At 40.2% G+C, this 16589-nt stretch carries 17 protein-coding genes; 5 read left to right on the top strand and 12 right to left on the bottom strand.

Annotated features, from left to right (window positions below; translation table 11 throughout):
- Nucleotides 1-818 precede the first annotated feature (818 nt).
- The 4 genes from A9G13_RS03520 to A9G13_RS03535 are packed head-to-tail and all read left to right on the top strand — an operon-like array spanning nt 819 to nt 4293.
- Entirely contained in the window at nt 819-1679 is an 861-nt protein-coding gene (locus tag A9G13_RS03520; RefSeq protein WP_141670862.1) for a metal ABC transporter substrate-binding protein, read from the top strand.
- Nucleotides 1679-2575, top strand: coding sequence for a manganese/iron ABC transporter ATP-binding protein (locus A9G13_RS03525; protein WP_065556228.1), 897 nt, complete (start codon nt 1679-1681; stop codon nt 2573-2575). Before A9G13_RS03520 ends, A9G13_RS03525 begins: the two co-directional genes overlap by 1 nt.
- The gene (locus tag A9G13_RS03530; RefSeq protein ID WP_065556229.1) at nt 2576-3442 is read left to right on the top strand and encodes a metal ABC transporter permease; all 867 of its coding nucleotides are present in this window, start codon (nt 2576-2578) and stop codon (nt 3440-3442) included. It begins immediately after the preceding gene.
- Nucleotides 3439-4293, top strand: coding sequence for a metal ABC transporter permease (locus tag A9G13_RS03535; protein WP_081301143.1), 855 nt, complete (start codon nt 3439-3441; stop codon nt 4291-4293). Before A9G13_RS03530 ends, A9G13_RS03535 begins: the two co-directional genes overlap by 4 nt.
- 24 nt (nt 4294-4317) lie before the next feature.
- Here the strand turns inward: A9G13_RS03535 and dnaB are convergent, their stop codons facing one another.
- From dnaB to A9G13_RS03565, 7 genes are all read right to left on the bottom strand, one after another.
- Complete coding sequence (dnaB, locus tag A9G13_RS03540; protein WP_081301144.1) at nt 4318-5736, bottom strand: replicative DNA helicase; 1419 nt, start codon at nt 5734-5736, stop codon at nt 4318-4320.
- A 36-nt stretch (nt 5737-5772) separates the two neighbouring features.
- A complete protein-coding gene (gene truA, locus A9G13_RS03545; protein WP_065556230.1) occupies nt 5773-6564 on the bottom strand; it encodes a tRNA pseudouridine(38-40) synthase TruA in 792 nt (263 codons plus the stop codon).
- Nucleotides 6551-7555, bottom strand: coding sequence for an aspartate-semialdehyde dehydrogenase (locus tag A9G13_RS03550; protein ID WP_065556231.1), 1005 nt, complete (start codon nt 7553-7555; stop codon nt 6551-6553). Before A9G13_RS03550 ends, truA begins: the two co-directional genes overlap by 14 nt.
- Before the next feature lie 156 nt (nt 7556-7711).
- Nucleotides 7712-8227 (bottom strand): endonuclease V, encoded by a 516-nt coding sequence (locus A9G13_RS03555; protein ID WP_065556232.1) that lies wholly within the window; start codon nt 8225-8227, stop codon nt 7712-7714.
- A 99-nt stretch (nt 8228-8326) separates the two neighbouring features.
- The gene (locus A9G13_RS11150; RefSeq protein WP_176701934.1) at nt 8327-8497 is read right to left on the bottom strand and encodes a hypothetical protein; all 171 of its coding nucleotides are present in this window, start codon (nt 8495-8497) and stop codon (nt 8327-8329) included.
- Complete coding sequence (locus tag A9G13_RS03560) at nt 8448-8711, bottom strand: Txe/YoeB family addiction module toxin (RefSeq protein ID WP_065556233.1); 264 nt, start codon at nt 8709-8711, stop codon at nt 8448-8450. The genes A9G13_RS11150 and A9G13_RS03560 overlap by 50 nt, the downstream gene beginning before the upstream one ends.
- The gene (locus A9G13_RS03565) at nt 8711-8971 is read right to left on the bottom strand and encodes a type II toxin-antitoxin system RelB/DinJ family antitoxin (protein WP_065556234.1); all 261 of its coding nucleotides are present in this window, start codon (nt 8969-8971) and stop codon (nt 8711-8713) included. The genes A9G13_RS03560 and A9G13_RS03565 overlap by 1 nt, the downstream gene beginning before the upstream one ends.
- 411 nt (nt 8972-9382) lie before the next feature.
- Here A9G13_RS03565 and A9G13_RS03570 point away from each other — a divergent pair, with 411 nt between their 5' ends.
- Complete coding sequence (locus A9G13_RS03570) at nt 9383-10426, top strand: LacI family DNA-binding transcriptional regulator (protein WP_065556235.1); 1044 nt, start codon at nt 9383-9385, stop codon at nt 10424-10426.
- A gap of 71 nt (nt 10427-10497) precedes the next feature.
- On the opposite strand, the gene truB is transcribed toward A9G13_RS03570, so the two are convergent.
- From truB to rimP, 5 genes are all read right to left on the bottom strand, one after another.
- The gene (gene truB, locus A9G13_RS03575) at nt 10498-11403 is read right to left on the bottom strand and encodes a tRNA pseudouridine(55) synthase TruB (protein ID WP_442902790.1); all 906 of its coding nucleotides are present in this window, start codon (nt 11401-11403) and stop codon (nt 10498-10500) included.
- Between the two features lie 66 nt (nt 11404-11469).
- The gene (gene rbfA / locus A9G13_RS03580) at nt 11470-11847 is read right to left on the bottom strand and encodes a 30S ribosome-binding factor RbfA (protein ID WP_065556236.1); all 378 of its coding nucleotides are present in this window, start codon (nt 11845-11847) and stop codon (nt 11470-11472) included.
- A 65-nt stretch (nt 11848-11912) separates the two neighbouring features.
- On the bottom strand, nt 11913-14573 hold the full coding sequence (gene infB / locus A9G13_RS03585; RefSeq protein WP_065556237.1) for a translation initiation factor IF-2: 2661 nt from the start codon (nt 14571-14573) through the stop codon (nt 11913-11915).
- 17 nt (nt 14574-14590) lie between these two features.
- On the bottom strand, nt 14591-16066 hold the full coding sequence (gene nusA / locus A9G13_RS03590; RefSeq protein ID WP_065556238.1) for a transcription termination factor NusA: 1476 nt from the start codon (nt 16064-16066) through the stop codon (nt 14591-14593).
- 16 nt (nt 16067-16082) lie between these two features.
- Nucleotides 16083-16547 (bottom strand): ribosome maturation factor RimP, encoded by a 465-nt coding sequence (rimP, locus tag A9G13_RS03595; protein ID WP_065556387.1) that lies wholly within the window; start codon nt 16545-16547, stop codon nt 16083-16085.
- Between the last annotated feature and the right edge of the window lie 42 nt (nt 16548-16589).

Genomic DNA, 16589 nt, shown 5'->3' on the forward strand with positions numbered 1-16589 from the left:
TTTTATGGTTATTGTTTTTAATTCCCCGCTTAAGTGGTGCCGAGGGAGTTAATTGGCATAGAACAGCCGGCAGGAAGCCGGATGAGGCGTGGGCGCACAGGGAGGTGCGATACGCGGCGGTTCGTTAAGTGCCAATTAGCGAGCGAGGGTAGTCACGCAGTGAACACTACTTCCCGCGGGGTGTGGGGAGATTGTTAAGAGGGATTCACACCAATCCCTCTTAACGCCTACGTGGCAGCGTGACCAGTCCTACAAAGCACTCCCTCGGCAAACTTCCCTGTTTGCCGTGCTAACCGCCCTCAGTTGTCGGCACCATCCAACGGCCAATTTAACACCAACACCTTAGCACCCTAATCTATTGTTGAATTAATTGGTTTTTACTTCCCGCGGGGTGTGGGGAGATTGTTAAGAGGGATTCACACCAATCCCTCTTAACGCCTACGCGGCAGCGTGACAGATTAGCCCGTTTTTATACTCAAACATCCCCCTCTCAGGAAACATCTTGACAGCAATTGTCTTAACCTCAAGCTGAATTTTTTATTTTAACTTTGCCATATAATCTATTAATTAAATAGATTTAATTATCTGCTATTTTCATTGATTTTTTTCTAAAATAGGTTGATTATTAAATAATTATTTTTTAATCATTATAACAAAAAGAAATTGATAACTATTCTATAAATGATAATAATTCTCATTACTAGTTTTATTTTAAAGTAGCATTATTGTTAAGTATATTTAAACAACAGGAGTGACTAATGGGGTTCAATTTCTTACCAAGCCGAAAGAAATTCTTTTTAATAATTTTTACTTCCCTGATGATTAGCATCGGATTTGCAAATTCAGCTATAGCCGCCAATAAAAAATTTAAAGTCGTTACCACTTTTACCATCATTCAAGATATTGCCAAAAATGTTGCCGGCGATGCGGCAACCGTTGAATCAATCACCAAAGTTGGCGCCGAAATTCATGAATATGAACCTACCCCACAAGACATTGTAAGAGCGCAATCTGCTGATTTAGTGTTATGGAATGGCTTGAACTTAGAACGTTGGTTTGAACGTTTTTTTGAAGATATTAAAGATGTGCCTGCCGTAGTAGTAACTGCTGGCATTGATCCAATGCCGATTCAAGAAGGTAGTTATAAAGGCAATCCTAACCCTCATGCTTGGATGTCGCCAACTTTAGCTTTAACCTATATTGACAATATTCGCGCAGCATTAGTTAAGTATGATCCGGATAATGCTAGTGTTTATAATCAAAACGCGGCTGATTACGCCGCTAAAATTAAAGCGCTTGATGCGCCATTACGTGAACGTTTAGCCAAAATCCCTAGCGAACAGCGTTGGTTAGTAACTAGCGAAGGCGCCTTTAGTTACTTAACCCGAGATTATAATCTGAAAGAAGCCTATTTATGGCCGATTAATGCCGAACAACAAGGCACGCCGAAGCAAGTTAAACATGTGATTGATTTAGTCAGAGCTAATAATATTCCGGTGGTATTTAGTGAGAGTACTATTTCCGACAAACCGGCTATTCAGGTAAGCCAAGAAACTAATGCCAAATATGGTGGTGTTTTATATGTGGATTCGCTGTCAACCCAAGATGGACCTGTACCAACCTATATTGATTTATTGAAAGTTACTGTAGAAACTATAGCCAAAGGGTTTGAAAAATAATGCCGAATATTTGCTTAAATGTTGATAACATTACCGTCACTTATAATAATGGTCATACCGCCATTCATGATGCCAGTTTTACGCTAAACGGCGGCACAATTTGTGCGTTGGTTGGTGTTAATGGTAGTGGCAAATCGACCCTATTTAAAAGCATCATGGGCATGGTGCGCCCAAAAATGGGGCAGGTTAGTATAAATAATCTCCCGGTCAAACAAGCGTTGAAACAAAATATTATTGCCTATGTGCCACAAACTGAGGAAGTCGATTGGGACTTTCCGGTGTTGGTGTCTGATGTGGTGATGATGGGGCGTTATGGGCATATGTCGTTTTTGCGCATCCCTAGTCAAGAAGATAAAAAGCAAGTGGATATCGCACTTGAACGCGTCAATATGACGGAATTTAAACATCGACAAATTGGTGAATTATCGGGGGGGCAAAAAAAGCGAGTGTTTTTAGCGCGCGCTCTGGCTCAGCAAGGTACTGTGTTGTTGTTAGATGAACCTTTTACTGGCGTGGATGTAAAAACTGAAAATGCGATTATCGATCTTTTAAAGGCGTTACGGAGCGAAGGGCATTTAATTTTAGTTTCTACTCATAATCTTGGTAGTGTGCCTGAATTTTGCGATCAGGTGGTGTTAATTAATCAAACTGTACTGGCGTTTGGACCAACAAAAACCACGTTCACTCCCGAAAACTTAATGACCACTTTTGGTGGTACTTTGCGCTATTTAAGTTTGTCTGGTGATAAATTGCATGAGGATTCCGATCCACGCATGGTTTCTGTTTTAACGGATGATGAACGTGCGGCAATATTTTATGGTGAAGGTAAACATGATGCACCGCATCAAGATTTGCTGATTGAACACCCTGATAATAAACCACAAGGACAAGACTAAATGGAACTACTATTTGAACCATTTACTTATGACTATATGCTCAAAGCAATTTGGGTGAGTTGTATTGTCGGTGCCGCCTGTGCGTTTTTATCGGCATTTTTGATGCTAAAAGGTTGGTCGTTAATGGGTGATGCCCTTTCACACTCGGTGGTTCCGGGCGTTGCCGGTGCTTATGCCCTTGGTTTGCCCTATTCAATCGGCGCCTTTTTTACCGGGCTTTTAGCCGCCCTTGCCATTGCCCTTATTCGTGCCTTTACTCGTTTGAAAGAAGATGCCATTATCGGTTTTATCTTTTCTACTTTTTTTGCTGTTGGTTTGTTGATTATTTCGTTAAATCCAACTTCAGTTAATGTGCAAACCATTATTTTTGGTAATATTTTAGGCATTGCCGATAGTGATATGTGGCAAGTACAGATTATTATTTTAGTCTCATTTATCTTACTGTTTTTTCTATGGAAAGATTTACTGGTGACTTTTTTTGACGAAGTGCATGCGCGATCGATCGGTTTAAACCCATTGCGTTTAAAGATCCTGTTTTTTACTATTTTAAGCGCGTGTACCGTGGCGGCACTGCAAACCGTGGGCGCAATTTTAGTCATCGCCATGGTGGTGACACCGGGGGCAACTGCGTATTTACTGACTAATCGGTTTTCGCGATTACTGATTATTGCGGTAATCATTGGTGGCTTAACCAGTGCCATTGGCGCATGGTTTAGTTATTTTTTAAATGGCGCTACCGGCGGCGTGATCGTGACCTTACAAACTCTTATTTTTATTGCTGCTTTCCTATTTGCCCCACAACATGGTTTAATCCCTAATCGGTTAAGGATTAAGCGCGATCTAGTAAATAAGGCAGCCAATATATGATGGAGTTATGGGATTTTATTAGCCACCCTTTTACCTATGCCTTTATGCAACGGGCAATTTTAGCGGCGCTAGCGACCGGATTTGTATGTGCTTTATTGTCCTGCTTTTTGGTACTTAAAGGTTGGTCGTTAATGGGCGATGCCATTTCACATGCGGTTTTACCGGGAATTGTGTTGGCTTATTTAGCGGGCATTCCAATTATTATTGGTGCTTTTGCTTCTGGCTTATGCTGTTCGGTAGCTACGGGTTACATTAAAGAAAACTGCCGCGTAAAAGAAGATACCGTTATGGGGATTGTGTTTTCGGGGATGTTTGCCTTTGGCTTAGTACTCTTTTCTAAGGTCGACACTTCGCAACACTTAAATCACATTTTATTTGGTAATGTACTGGGGACCACTTACGCCGAATTAAGCCAAATATTAACTATTGCGATCATCGTTTCGATTTTGGTCATTATTAAACGCCGTGATCTAATGTTGTTTTGTTTTGATCCGGTACAAGCCAAAGTCGTTGGTTTACCTGTCAAAGTGTTGCATTATGGTTTGCTGAGTGTTTTGGCCTTAACCATTGTCGCCTCGTTACAAGCGGTTGGCGTGATACTGGTGATTGCGATGTTAATTGCCCCCGGCATCACTGCCTTTTTATTATGCAAACGTTTTGAATTGATGTTAATTATTGCGATTATTGTTTCAGTATTTTCAACAGTAACCGGCACTTTGATTAGTTTTTATATTGATGGTGCAACTGGGGCTTGTATTGTTATTTTACAAGCAACTATTTTTATCTTAGCTCAGTGTTATCGCCTTATCGCTAATCGCGTCAAGCAAAACCATAGCTTTAATCCGGCGTAATGCTATTAGTATTTAGATGATGATTTACTCATCATCTAAATATTTACTGGCATCAGCATAGTTGTCAAAGCGTGAGAAGTGACCTTGGAATTTTAAGCGCACTTTCCCAATGGGGCCATTACGTTGTTTGCCTAAGATAATTTCGGCAACGCCTTTATGTTCGGACGCTTCATTATAGACTTCGTCGCGATAGATAAACATGATCACATCGGCATCTTGTTCGATTGATCCAGATTCACGTAGATCCGAGTTCACCGGGCGTTTGTCGCCACGTTGTTCCAAACTACGATTAAGCTGTGAAAGTGCCACTACCGGAATTTGTAACTCTTTAGCTAACGCTTTTAATGACCGTGAAATTTCTGCAATTTCTAAGGTACGATTTTCCGAGATATTCGGCACCCGCATTAGTTGCAAATAATCGACCATGATCATACTTAAACCTTTATGTTCACGGTAAATGCGGCGCGCGCGTGAACGTAATTCCATTGGTGTTAAGCCAGAGGAATCATCAATATAGATATTCTTCTTTTCCAGCAATAACCCCATAGTGCTAGAAATTCTAGCCCAATCATCATCTTGTAATTGACCAGTACGGATACGGGTTTGATCAACGCGTGACAGCGAAGCCAACATACGCATCATGATTTGATCTGCTGGCATTTCCAAACTAAAGATTAGTACTGGTTTTTCTTGCATCATCGCGGCATTTTCACACAAATTCATGGCGAAAGTGGTTTTACCCATGGATGGGCGTGCGGCCACAATAATCAGATCAGAGCGTTGCAAACCGGCGGTCTTTTTATCTAAATCAATAAAGCCAGTGGCTACACCAGTCACACCGTCATGTGGACGTTGGAAGAGTTCTTCGATTTTAGCCACAGTTGTTGCCAATACATCAGTGATGCTTTTAGGCCCTTCCCCTTGTTTAGTACGGCTTTCAGCAATCTGAAAAATTTTGCTTTCCGCTAAATCTAAAATTTCTGAACTATCGCGGCCTTCAGTGGAATAACAGTTATCGGCAATTTCATTAGAGGCGCTAATCAATTCGCGTAAAATAGCTTGTTGGCGAATAATATCGCTATAAGCCACCACATTAATGGCGCTAGGGGTGTTCTTTGAAAGTTCCGCCAAATAGGCAAAGCCACCAACATCTGCTAATACTCCTTTGCTTTCCAAACTTTCAGACAATGTAATTAAATCAATCGGCGTACCTTTAGTAATCAAGGTATGCATTTCAGAAAAAATCAATTGGTGATGGCGAGAATAAAAATCACGCTCGTTAATCGTCTCAGCAACGGTATCCCAACGTTGATTATCAATCATTAAACTACCCAATACCGCTTGTTCCGCTTCAATAGAATGCGGTGGTAATTTTAAATTATGCAGATTCGATTTGTTCGCATCTTTATTGGCATTGGTTTCATCAGTCTTCTTTGGATTCATTTTTCTCAAAGTTTAATCCTATCTAAATGCTTACGCTTATTGTAAAAATAATGGACCTAACGGCTGCTCAGGTATTTGGTATTCTGGTGGATAATCTACCTGAACTAAGTATAAACCTTCGGGTTTGGCTGTGGCTGCGGCTAAGGTTCTATCCTTAGCTTGCAACAGTTCTAAAATCCATATTGGCGGTTTATTGCCACAACCCACTTCTAACAAACTGCCAACAATATTACGCACCATATGATGCACAAACGCATTGGCTTTGACATCGACTATAATGTATTCACCTTGCCTTGTCACCTTAATATGCTGAATATTCCGCCATGGTGTCAGTGACTGACATTGCGCTGCACGAAAAGACGAAAAATCATTTTCCCCTAATAGGTGCTGTGCCGCTTGGTGCATTAAGCCTGCATCTAACGGTAAATAATAGTGCGTAACGCCTTTGGTTAAAATTGCCGGGCGGTAACGATGATTATAAAGCACATAACGATAACGTCTAGCTGTGGCGCTATGCCGAGCATGAAAACTATCGGCAACCGGTGTTGACCAGCGCACCGCAATATTAGGCGGTAAATTTGAATTTACCCCCATCGTCCAAGCACTTGCCGATCGCGTGGCATTAGTTACAAAATGCACCACTTGTCCGGTAGCATGCACGCCGGCATCGGTCCGCCCGGCACAAAACAAGCTTATCGTTTCGTTAGCAACAATCGATAAGGCAGTTTCTAACCTTTGTTGAATAGAGTCAACGGCTTGCTGGCGTTGCCAACCAAAATAGTCACTGCCATCATACTCGATCCCTAGGGCTATTTTACAGGTATTCATTAATGAGGATCTCTAACGTCTCAATCAACATTAATGCCCCCAAATAGCGAACATTATCGGCAACAGACCAAAATTGAATTTGTTCATAATTGCCATAACTGTGCCGTAAATTGGCAATTTTAATCGCTAGCGATTGCTCCGCCTCATTGCTAACTTGGGTGACCGGTGTAGGTAACTCACCTTCATGTATCTCAACACCATATTCACTAACGCGTGCGGTATCTAATTCAATCGGTAAACTGCTACTGACATTAACCGCTTGCGCCAGACCATAAAATACCGGCACCACCACTGATTCAATTGATACCGGCAAATCATAATTACAAATAACCTTACGGATCTGGTCAACTTGTGGTTGTTCACCTAATTGTGAATCATTGTTTTGCTGCGCAACTGGTAATAAGTTAAAGGCTAATTGTTGATCAAATAACTCATTATCAACTGGCATGCCATTGAGTAATCTGGCACTTTGCCCGGCCAGTTCATCGACGCCATTTTTTCCATACAATGATGCCGGAATAAAACTGGTCATATGCAAATTAGTTAATAGTTCGATATTAGTTAACGAAGCCACCGATCGTAATAACTGACAGACTGTGGCACTAGCTACTGCAATAATATTTTCATTGCGGTATTCAGTTAACACATTATTATTCACTCGCGGTACTAATAATGGAATGTGATCTTGCTGCGCAAAATAACCACTAGCGTCAATGACAACACACCCTGACTGAGCGGCCACTTGGGCATATTTTTCACTGGTTTTAGTCCCGGCAACAAACAAAGCAAAATGGCACTCACTCCATTCCATTTGGCTACTATCAATAACCGTCAGATTTTTACCGGCAAAACGCACAACTTCACCGGCACTATTATCACTACCAACTAAAAATAAATTTTCAATTTCAATTGCGCGTTGTTGTAATAATTCAACTAAAGCCGAACCAACTTGGCCGGTGGCTCCGACAATGGCAATATTCCATGCTGACATAATTTAAAACCTAAATAAAAAAATTTGCCGATGATTATATCACTTTATTGGCAAACACAGCGGAAAAAAGTAACTATCAATACGGCCAAAAGGTTAAGCGCATAAACTGGCGATTTTGGCTGGAATTATTAGCTATTATCACAACTTTTATTGGCGTTATTCTGATTTAAATAATTTGGTTTGTTGATCCAAAAAACTCAGTAAATCGGGGAAGCGATATTTGCCGGTCATGGATTTTATATTGCTAGCGGCGGCATCCAACTGCGTACCAATCGCGGTTACATAGAGTGGATGTTTACTGTTGCCACGTAACACCTCAATTAAATATTGGCTATTGCCTAAAAATGGCTTCTTCGCTACACCAATAATAGGAATAGTTTGCTTTAAGGCGTTGTACAAATGCCCACCTAAACCCAATTTGCCATCTTGCAGATGTACGTAGCCATCAATGATGATGGCGCTAATATTGCTTAAATCAATTTTATTTAACAAAGCCATAATGCAAGGTAATTCGCGTTGATAAAACTGACCAGATTGATAAGGGGCAACATTATCTTGGTAATCGGTAATGATGCCTGTGATTTCGGCTTTTGACGCTGACCAATGCTCAAACAAAATACCCACTGTTTTGGCACGATCTTGCATATAATAAACATCAATTGCTAGATACATTTTACTGGTTTCCTTACTTAAAAATGTATTATATGTGGTATATTTGCAGTAATTATATATAGTTAACTATATTTACTTTGATCTGAGTTATGAGAGATTTTAATCTGTTGTAACATGTTTTTGAACTATGGGTAAAGGCTTTTTTGCAAGCCAATAAGCAATATTATATTTTTTTATTTTGTTTGTTATATCAACTGCACAACCAAATATTTTATAGCGCTTATTTATCGTTATAATGACCTTTACATTGGTAAATTTCACAGCGGTCATTAACTACCTTGTAGACAAGTCTGTTTTTTGTGTCTATTCGCCTACTCCAAAAGCCCAACAAATTACCTGTTAATTGTTCAGGTTTACCTATGCCAGAAAAAGGGTTTCTGACTATATCTGTCAACAGTAGATTTATTTTTCTCAATGTTTTCTTGTCCTGTATTTGCCAAGCAAGATATTCTTCCCATCCTTTGGGAGTGAAATTTAAATCCATTACTCCATTGCCTTAAGCTCGGCTAGGTTTTTTTTAATGAATTCCCCGTTTTTTCCTTGTGCGATAGATTCTTTCAAGGCGCTTTGATTTTTATGGCTAAAAAATGGGTCTAACTCTGGTTTAAATGGTAAAGCACTATCAATAACCATTTGATTTAAAAATATGCGTACTGCCGTTGTTAAATCCATGCCTAAACCTTGAGCAACTTCTTGCGCATCTTTTCTTAATTTGTCATCTAATCTAATTTGTAAAACTGCCATTTTAACACCTCATTAACCCAATACAATATACATAAATTGTATTTCATATGTAATACATTTGCAATATTACTGCACTTATTTTGATTGGCTTGGCTAACACTTTTATCCCCATACTGCACTGAGACTTTAAAGTCGTCAGAACGGACAATGTATTTTCTAATTTTTCGCGCTCGGTCGGTATTGAAATTTCTATCTTCTATGGGTTAGATTTTTCTTCGGTTTCGGATGTGCTATAAGTGCTAACTAATTGTATTTCAATATAATCAACATATAACATATATATAAGTCAGTCAGCCATTCAAGCGCTACTAATAAAAATTTGGAACGCAGATCGTAAAATTAGATCGTAATAAAATACAAAATTAATGATTACCGCTAAAGTAAGGCATCTATAATAATTGAGCTATCTTGATGATTAAGAATAAAACCACTCTAGCAACTATTGCTAAACAAGCTAAGGTATCGATTGCAACGGTTTCGCGAGTTTTAAGAAAACCTAATTTAGCCTCACCATTAAGTCAATCTAAAGTCTTTCAAGCTATTCAAGAGTTGCGTGTAGATACTTATAATAAATTTAATGCCAATAATCCGGTTACTAATAACAAAACAATCTTAATTATTGATAACCAGCTTATTTGCCAAAGTTTGCTTAATTTTGGCATCGAGCAAGTTTTAAATGCCACTGGTTATAAAATATTTTACTTACGCTTTCCTTATTCTGATGAGACGGATATTCAGCATTTAATTAGATATGTTACTCAAAACTTACCCGATGGCATTATCATCATTAATGAGGCGCCCTACTTAAACAAACTCAGTCAATACAAGGCTTGTTTACCACCGATGATGCTGGTAAATCATTTTCATACCGATTTTAATTGTGTTTACTTTGACCACCTGGTAATGGCGCACCAAATAACTAAACATTTAATTAACCATGCTCACTCTAAAATTGCTCTATTGTTAAGTCACCCTGATAAAATCAGTTCCAGTCTTTTTCTGCAGGGTTATAAACAAGCACTTCATAGAGCCAATTTGGCTATAGACTCGGACTATATTATTAACGACTGTTTTACTTATGAACATGGGCAACTGGCTGTCAAAAATTTGCTGAGTAGCAATAAACCACCTACGGCTATTATCTGTGCCGATAACATTAGTTTAAATTACACCGATAAAAAATATTCTAGTGTGCAGCATTTTCAATTGGATTACAGAGTGGTACTTGGCGCCTTAGATCAGGCGCATGCCAGCCAAAGTAAAACACCAACTATAGTTTATATTAGCCACAGCAACCAGCGCCATTATAATGAACTGGATACTTTAACTAGAGTTTATAAGCCACTATATAAGATGGGGCAACAAGCCGCGGCTTTACTGAGTGAGAAAGTCAAAAAAAGTGATAACTTCACCAAGCACTATCATTTAATTAAAGCTGAGGCAATTTTTTATTAATATTTAACCATGTTCTATCAATGCTATAAAAAATTAGCCGTTATTAGTAATCAGGAATCATGCCTTTGGTACTATGTCGCAGTTGCGATCAAGCGTTTAGGGGATAACTTATTATCTAGCTGGCTGCCAAGCCCAATAAATTGCTCACCTTGATAAAGCCGCACTAAGGTTTTTGTTGGGGTATAGCTATCAAGCTCAATAATTCGCCCTAATAAAATCGCTGAGCCTTGAGCTTGCGTAAGGGTGATCATTGAATAAGCTTGTAAAGGGCTATCAACCGGCATTAATACGTGATCGCGTTCCGGCATAGCTTGTAATGCATCTAAAGTTAGCATTTTGGCAATAGGGTAATTCGCCACTTGCAAACGCCGGAGGTAGATCACATGGGCTCCGCAGCCGAGTAATTCACCTAAGTCATCAATAATGGTGCGAATATAAGTGCCTTTAGAACAGTGGATCTCTAAACTTAGTTGATTATTGCTGGCATCAAAACCTAAAAATTGATTCTCATAGACTGTGATCGGTCTGGCCTCACGTTCAATAACCATACCTTGGCGAGCATATTCATAGAGTGGTTTACCTTGATATTTTAACGCCGAAAACATGGTAGGTACTTGTAAAATATCACCCCGAAAATGTGTGAGTGCTTGCTGAATATCTGGTTCGGTAATCGTCACCGTTTTGGTGCTGATAATTTGCCCGTCAGCGTCGGAAGTATCGGTGCGCTCACCAAGTTTGGCAATCACTTGGTAACGTTTATCAGAATCGAGTAAGTATTGTGAAAATTTGGTCGCTTCGCCAAAACATATTGGCAACATGCCGGTTGCTAACGGATCTAATGCCCCGGTATGCCCGGCTTTTTTGGCATTAAATAGCCATTTTACTTTTTGCAGTGCATCATTGGATGTCATGCCTTGGGGTTTGTCTAATAATAAAACGCCGTGCAGATCACGGCGTGTTTTTTTAACATTCATAATGGTAAATTTATACTCAAACGTATGGTGCTCAGGAAACATCTTTACAATGCTTCAAGTCAACTATTCTTAATCTTTATGACGCTCATTATCGTGTTTGATAACATCAGATACCAAAGAAGACATCTGCATGCCTTTAACCAATGACTCATCATAAAAGAATTTTATTTCCGGAATGATGCGTAGCCGCATTGCCTTGCCAATCAATGTTCGAATATAGCCTTTGGCATCATTGAGTACCTGTAAACCTTGCTCAACAATTTCTGGATCATCATCATTTAAGAAGGTAACAAATACTTTTGCATACGCCAGATCACGCGAAATATCTACACCAGAAACCGTTACCATACCTAAACGGGGATCTTTAATTTCACGCTGTAAGATAATTGCGATTTCTTTTTGTAATTCATGTCCGACTCGGGATGAACGATTAAATGCTTTTGCCATATCTATTTTCCTCACACATGAATAAGCAAGGTTTACACCTTGCTTATAACATAATTACATACTTATTAAATAGTACGTTTAATTTCTATAGTTTCAAACACTTCAATAGTATCGCCAACACGAACGTCGTTATAGTTACGCACGCCAATACCACATTCCATACCGTTACGGACTTCGTTAACGTCGTCTTTAAAGCGGCGTAATGATTCAAGTTCGCCTTCATAAATAACCACGTTGTCGCGCAGTACCCGAATTGGATTGTGACGTTTAACTACGCCTTCAACCACCATACAACCGGCAATAGCACCAAATTTAGGTGATTTAAACACGTCACGTACTTCAGCAAGACCAATAATTTCTTGTTTGTACTCTGGTGCTAACATACCGCTCATGGCTTGTTTAACTTCATCAATCAAGTCATAAATAACTGAATAGTAACGTAAGTCTAAGTTTTCGGATTCAACTACTTTACGCGCTGATGCATCGGCACGCACGTTAAAGCCTAAAATAATCGCATTTGAAGCTGCTGCTAATGAGGCATCTGTTTCGGTAATACCACCAACACCAGAGCCAATAATTTTAACTTTAACTTCATCAGTGGATAGTTTAAGTAATGAATCACAAATCGCTTCGACAGAACCTTGAACATCAGCTTTTAAGACAATGTTAAGTTCAGACACGTCACCTTCGGTCATGTTAGTAAACATGTTTTCTAGTTTAGCTTTTTGCTGACGCGCTAGTTTAACGTCACGGAATTTTCCTTGACGATAAAGCGCTACTTCACGGGCTTTTTTCTCGTCACGGACTACGGTTGCTTCATCACCTGCTGATGGTACCCCGGATAGACCAAGGATCTCAACCGGAATGGATGGACCAGCGGCAGTGACTTCTTTACCAAGTTCATTACGCATAGCGCGAATACGCCCGTATTCAAAGCCACACAGAACAATATCACCTTTGTGTAAAGTACCAGACTGAACTAATACCGTAGCTACCGAACCACGCCCTTTATCCAAGAAGGATTCAATAACCACACCGCTAGCCATGCCTGATTCATACGCGGTTAATTCTAACACTTCCGCTTGTAATAAAATGGCTTCGAGTAACTGGTCAATACCGGTACCGGCTTTTGCTGACACATGCACAAACTGAGTATCACCACCCCACTCTTCCGACATTACGCCGTACTGAGCCAGTTCACCTTTAATGCGTTCTGGATCGGCTTCTGGTTTATCAATCTTGTTCACTGCAACCACAATTGGCACATTCGCAGCTTTAGCATGTTGAATAGCTTCAATAGTTTGTGGCATTACCCCATCGTCGGCAGCAACAACTAATACTACAATATCCGTCGCTTTCGCCCCTCGCGCACGCATTGAAGTAAACGCCGCATGGCCCGGAGTATCTAAGAATGTGATAGCACCATTTGGGGTTTTCACGTGGTAGGCACCAATGTGCTGAGTAATACCACCGGCTTCACCGGAAGCCACTTTGGCTTTACGAATATAGTCAAGCAATGAGGTTTTACCATGGTCAACGTGACCCATAATGGTAACCACCGGCGCACGCGATACTTTTTCTGCACCGGTGTCACGATCGCTCATGAGTGATTCTTCAAGCTCGTTTTCACGGCGTAATACCACTTTGTGACCCATTTCTTCGGCAACCAATTGCGCCGTTTCTTGATCGATAACCTGATTAATTGTCGCCATTGCGCCCATTTTCATCATGGTTTTAATCACTTCGGAACCTTTTACTGCCATTTTATTGGCAAGCTCAGCAACCGTAATGGTTTCGCCAATAACCACATCGCGGTTAACGGCTTGTACTGGTTTGGTAAAGCTCTGTTGTAAGCTGCTTTTGCCTTTCTTTTTATGACCACTACGAGTAGCGGCACGCGCTTCTTCACGTTCGGCTTTACCTTCAGATAATTTACTGCCTTTTTTCTGCTTAGTCTGTTTACCACTACGACCACGGCCACGAGCACCTTCTACTTCACGGTCGGTATCATCTTCCGCGGCACGAGCATATTTAGAAGTAGTAACGTGATAATCTTCATCTTCGCTATGATCGCTTTCGTCAACTTCACTATATTGTTCCGCTAATTTACGGGCTTCTTCTGCCATGCGTTTGGCATCGGCTTCTAACTTACGGCGGTTCTCTTCTTCAGCTTTGCGTTTAATTTCTTGCGCTTCGGCTTCTAAACGTGCTTTTTCCTCTTGTGCTTTTTTCACTTTTGGATCGGCTTGCTGTTCTTGAGTTTGCTTAGCCTTTTCTTGCTGAGCATGCTTTTTAGATTCAGTTTCTTGGCGTTTTTTGGCTTCGTCCACCGCTAATTTTGCCTTTTTCTCGGCATCTTTACGGGCTTTAATTTCCGCTTCTTGTTTAGCCTTTTGTTCGGCTTCCTTACGGGCTTTTTCTTGTTCGGCCGCTATCTCTGCCGGATCGCGTTTTACAAAAGTACGTTTTTTACGAACTTCGACTTTAATTTCTTTGCTTTTGCCACCACCACTGGACACATTAAGTGTTGAGTGAGTTTTACGCTGTAAAGTTAATTTTGTTGGGCCTTGCTGAGGATTTAAGTGCGCAAGCAAAGCTTCTTTTTCCTTTTGGCTAACAGTATCTGTTGCAGATTTTTTTATGCCTGCATCAGCAAACTGTTGCAAAAGAGTTTGCACTGGAGTGTTTATCTCTTGAGCCAGTGTTTCTATTGATACTTTGGTCATGTATTACTTTCCCTCAATTATTCATTTGCAAACCAACAAATATTACGTGCAGCCATAATAAAATCGCCAGCTTGTTTACTTGTTAAACCTTCAATATCCGCCAGATCATCGGTACCTTGTTCAGCCAAGTCTTCTAAGGTAATGATATCATGTTGTGCTAATTGATAGGCTAATTCTTGTGTCATACCTGACAAATTCAATAAGTCTTGTGCAGGCCTTTTATCACCGCTATGTGCTAGTGCTATAGTGGTTAACGCATCTTTAGCTCGGCTTCGTAATGCTTCGACCAGTTCTTCATCTAACTCTTCAATTTCCAGCAGTTCATCGACAGGTACATAAGCAAGTTCTTCTAATGACGTAAAGCCTTCTTCAACTAGTAGTTTGGCCAGCTCTTCATCAATATCTAAATGTTTCATTAAATTGTTAATTGCCGCAAAAGATTCTGCATGGTGTTTTTCTTGCAGATCGTCGGTGCTCATAACATTCAATGTCCAACCGGTTAGCTGTGACGCTAAGCGAATGTTTTGACCATTTCGACCAATGGCTTGCGGTAAATTTTCGGCATTTACCGCCACATCCATGGTATGTTTGTCTTCATCCACAACTATGGATACAACATCAGCCGGTGCCATAGCATTAATTACATATTGTGCTGGGTTATCGTCCCATAACACTATGTCAATGCGTTCACCACCAAATTCGTTGGATACGGCTTGTACTCGTGCACCACGCATACCCACGCAAGCCCCAACCGGGTCTATACGGCGGTCATTACTGCTTACCGCAATTTTAGCACGAGAACCAGGATCACGAGCAACACCTTTAATGTCGATCATTTCTTCACCAATTTCTGGTACTTCAATGCGGAATAATTCTTCCATCATTTCCGGATTTGAACGACTAATACATAGTTGTGCTGGTTTATTGTCTTGTTCAACTAAGTATAGTATACCGCGTACGCGGTCACCAATACGAAAGTTTTCGCGTGGTAACATATCGTGGCGTGACATCATAGCATCAGCATTATTACCTAAATCAAGAATAACACTATCGCGATTGGTTTTTTTAACAATGCCGGTAACAATATCACCAATACGGTTTCTAAACATGTCAATGATCATGGCACGTTCGGCTTCACGCACTTTCTGCACGATCACTTGTTTGGCTGTTTGCGTAGTAATACGGTCAAACGCCACTGATTCTATTTGTTCTTCAACATAATCACCTAGTTGTACTGAAGGATCTTCATATTGAGCCGCTTCTAGGGTGATTTCTTTAGTTGGTTGGGTAACTTCATTAACAACTTGCCAACGACGGAAGGTGTCATAGTCACCAGTTTTGTGGTCAATTTTAACTACCACATCAATGTCAACAGTATGTTTCTTTTTGGTTGCGGTCGCAAGCGCAGTTTCTAACGCTTCAAAGATTTTATCTCGAGTTAATGCTTTCTCATTTGATACTGCTTCCACCACAGCTAAAATTTCTTTATTCATCCTTACACCCGTATTTTTATTTATTAAGGTTAAAATTAGGTACAATATTCGCTTTTTGAATATTACTAAAAGCAAATACTTCATCATTATTATCAACTGTCAAAGTGATCATCTCATTATCGATCGCCTTAATTCTTCCTTTCCACTTACGCCGATTGGCAACAGGAATACGTAAACTTATGGTAATTTCTTCACCAATAAAACGTTGGTAATGTTCAAGAGTAAATAATGGTCGGTCCATGCCCGGAGATGATACTTCCAGATTGTAGGCATCTTTAATTGGATCTTCGACGTCCAGTACAGCGCTAATTTGGCGGCTAACGTCGGCACAATCATCAACAGTAATACCATTTTCACTATCTATATAAACACGTAATACCGGGTAACGGCCCCGAATATATTCGAGCCCAACTAATTCAAAACCAAGTGCGTTAACTGGTTCTTGAATAATTGCGGTTAATTGCTGTTCTATATTAGCCAAACAAACCTCCATAGTAGAAAATAAAAAAGGGCATGAAGCCCA

The organism is Gilliamella sp. wkB178 (assembly GCF_001690705.1).
Taxonomy (GTDB): domain Bacteria; phylum Pseudomonadota; class Gammaproteobacteria; order Enterobacterales; family Orbaceae; genus Gilliamella; species Gilliamella apicola_K.

Coding starts and splice junctions, on each gene's coding strand:
- A9G13_RS03520 (WP_141670862.1), top strand. CDS start 819: ATGATTAGCATCGGATTTGCAAATTCAGCTATAGCCGCCAATAAAAAA.
- rbfA (WP_065556236.1), bottom strand. CDS start 11,847: ATGGCAAAAGCATTTAATCGTTCATCCCGAGTCGGACATGAATTACAA.
- A9G13_RS03560 (WP_065556233.1), bottom strand. CDS start 8,711: ATGGATTTAAATTTCACTCCCAAAGGATGGGAAGAATATCTTGCTTGG.
- A9G13_RS03570 (WP_065556235.1), top strand. CDS start 9,383: ATGATTAAGAATAAAACCACTCTAGCAACTATTGCTAAACAAGCTAAG.
- A9G13_RS03550 (WP_065556231.1), bottom strand. CDS start 7,555: ATGTCAGCATGGAATATTGCCATTGTCGGAGCCACCGGCCAAGTTGGT.
- A9G13_RS03565 (WP_065556234.1), bottom strand. CDS start 8,971: ATGGCAGTTTTACAAATTAGATTAGATGACAAATTAAGAAAAGATGCG.
- infB (WP_065556237.1), bottom strand. CDS start 14,573: ATGACCAAAGTATCAATAGAAACACTGGCTCAAGAGATAAACACTCCA.
- A9G13_RS03535 (WP_081301143.1), top strand. CDS start 3,439: ATGATGGAGTTATGGGATTTTATTAGCCACCCTTTTACCTATGCCTTT.
- nusA (WP_065556238.1), bottom strand. CDS start 16,066: ATGAATAAAGAAATTTTAGCTGTGGTGGAAGCAGTATCAAATGAGAAA.
- A9G13_RS03525 (WP_065556228.1), top strand. CDS start 1,679: ATGCCGAATATTTGCTTAAATGTTGATAACATTACCGTCACTTATAAT.
- truA (WP_065556230.1), bottom strand. CDS start 6,564: ATGAATACCTGTAAAATAGCCCTAGGGATCGAGTATGATGGCAGTGAC.
- A9G13_RS03555 (WP_065556232.1), bottom strand. CDS start 8,227: ATGTATCTAGCAATTGATGTTTATTATATGCAAGATCGTGCCAAAACA.
- A9G13_RS03530 (WP_065556229.1), top strand. CDS start 2,576: ATGGAACTACTATTTGAACCATTTACTTATGACTATATGCTCAAAGCA.
- A9G13_RS11150 (WP_176701934.1), bottom strand. CDS start 8,497: ATGACCGCTGTGAAATTTACCAATGTAAAGGTCATTATAACGATAAAT.
- dnaB (WP_081301144.1), bottom strand. CDS start 5,736: ATGAATCCAAAGAAGACTGATGAAACCAATGCCAATAAAGATGCGAAC.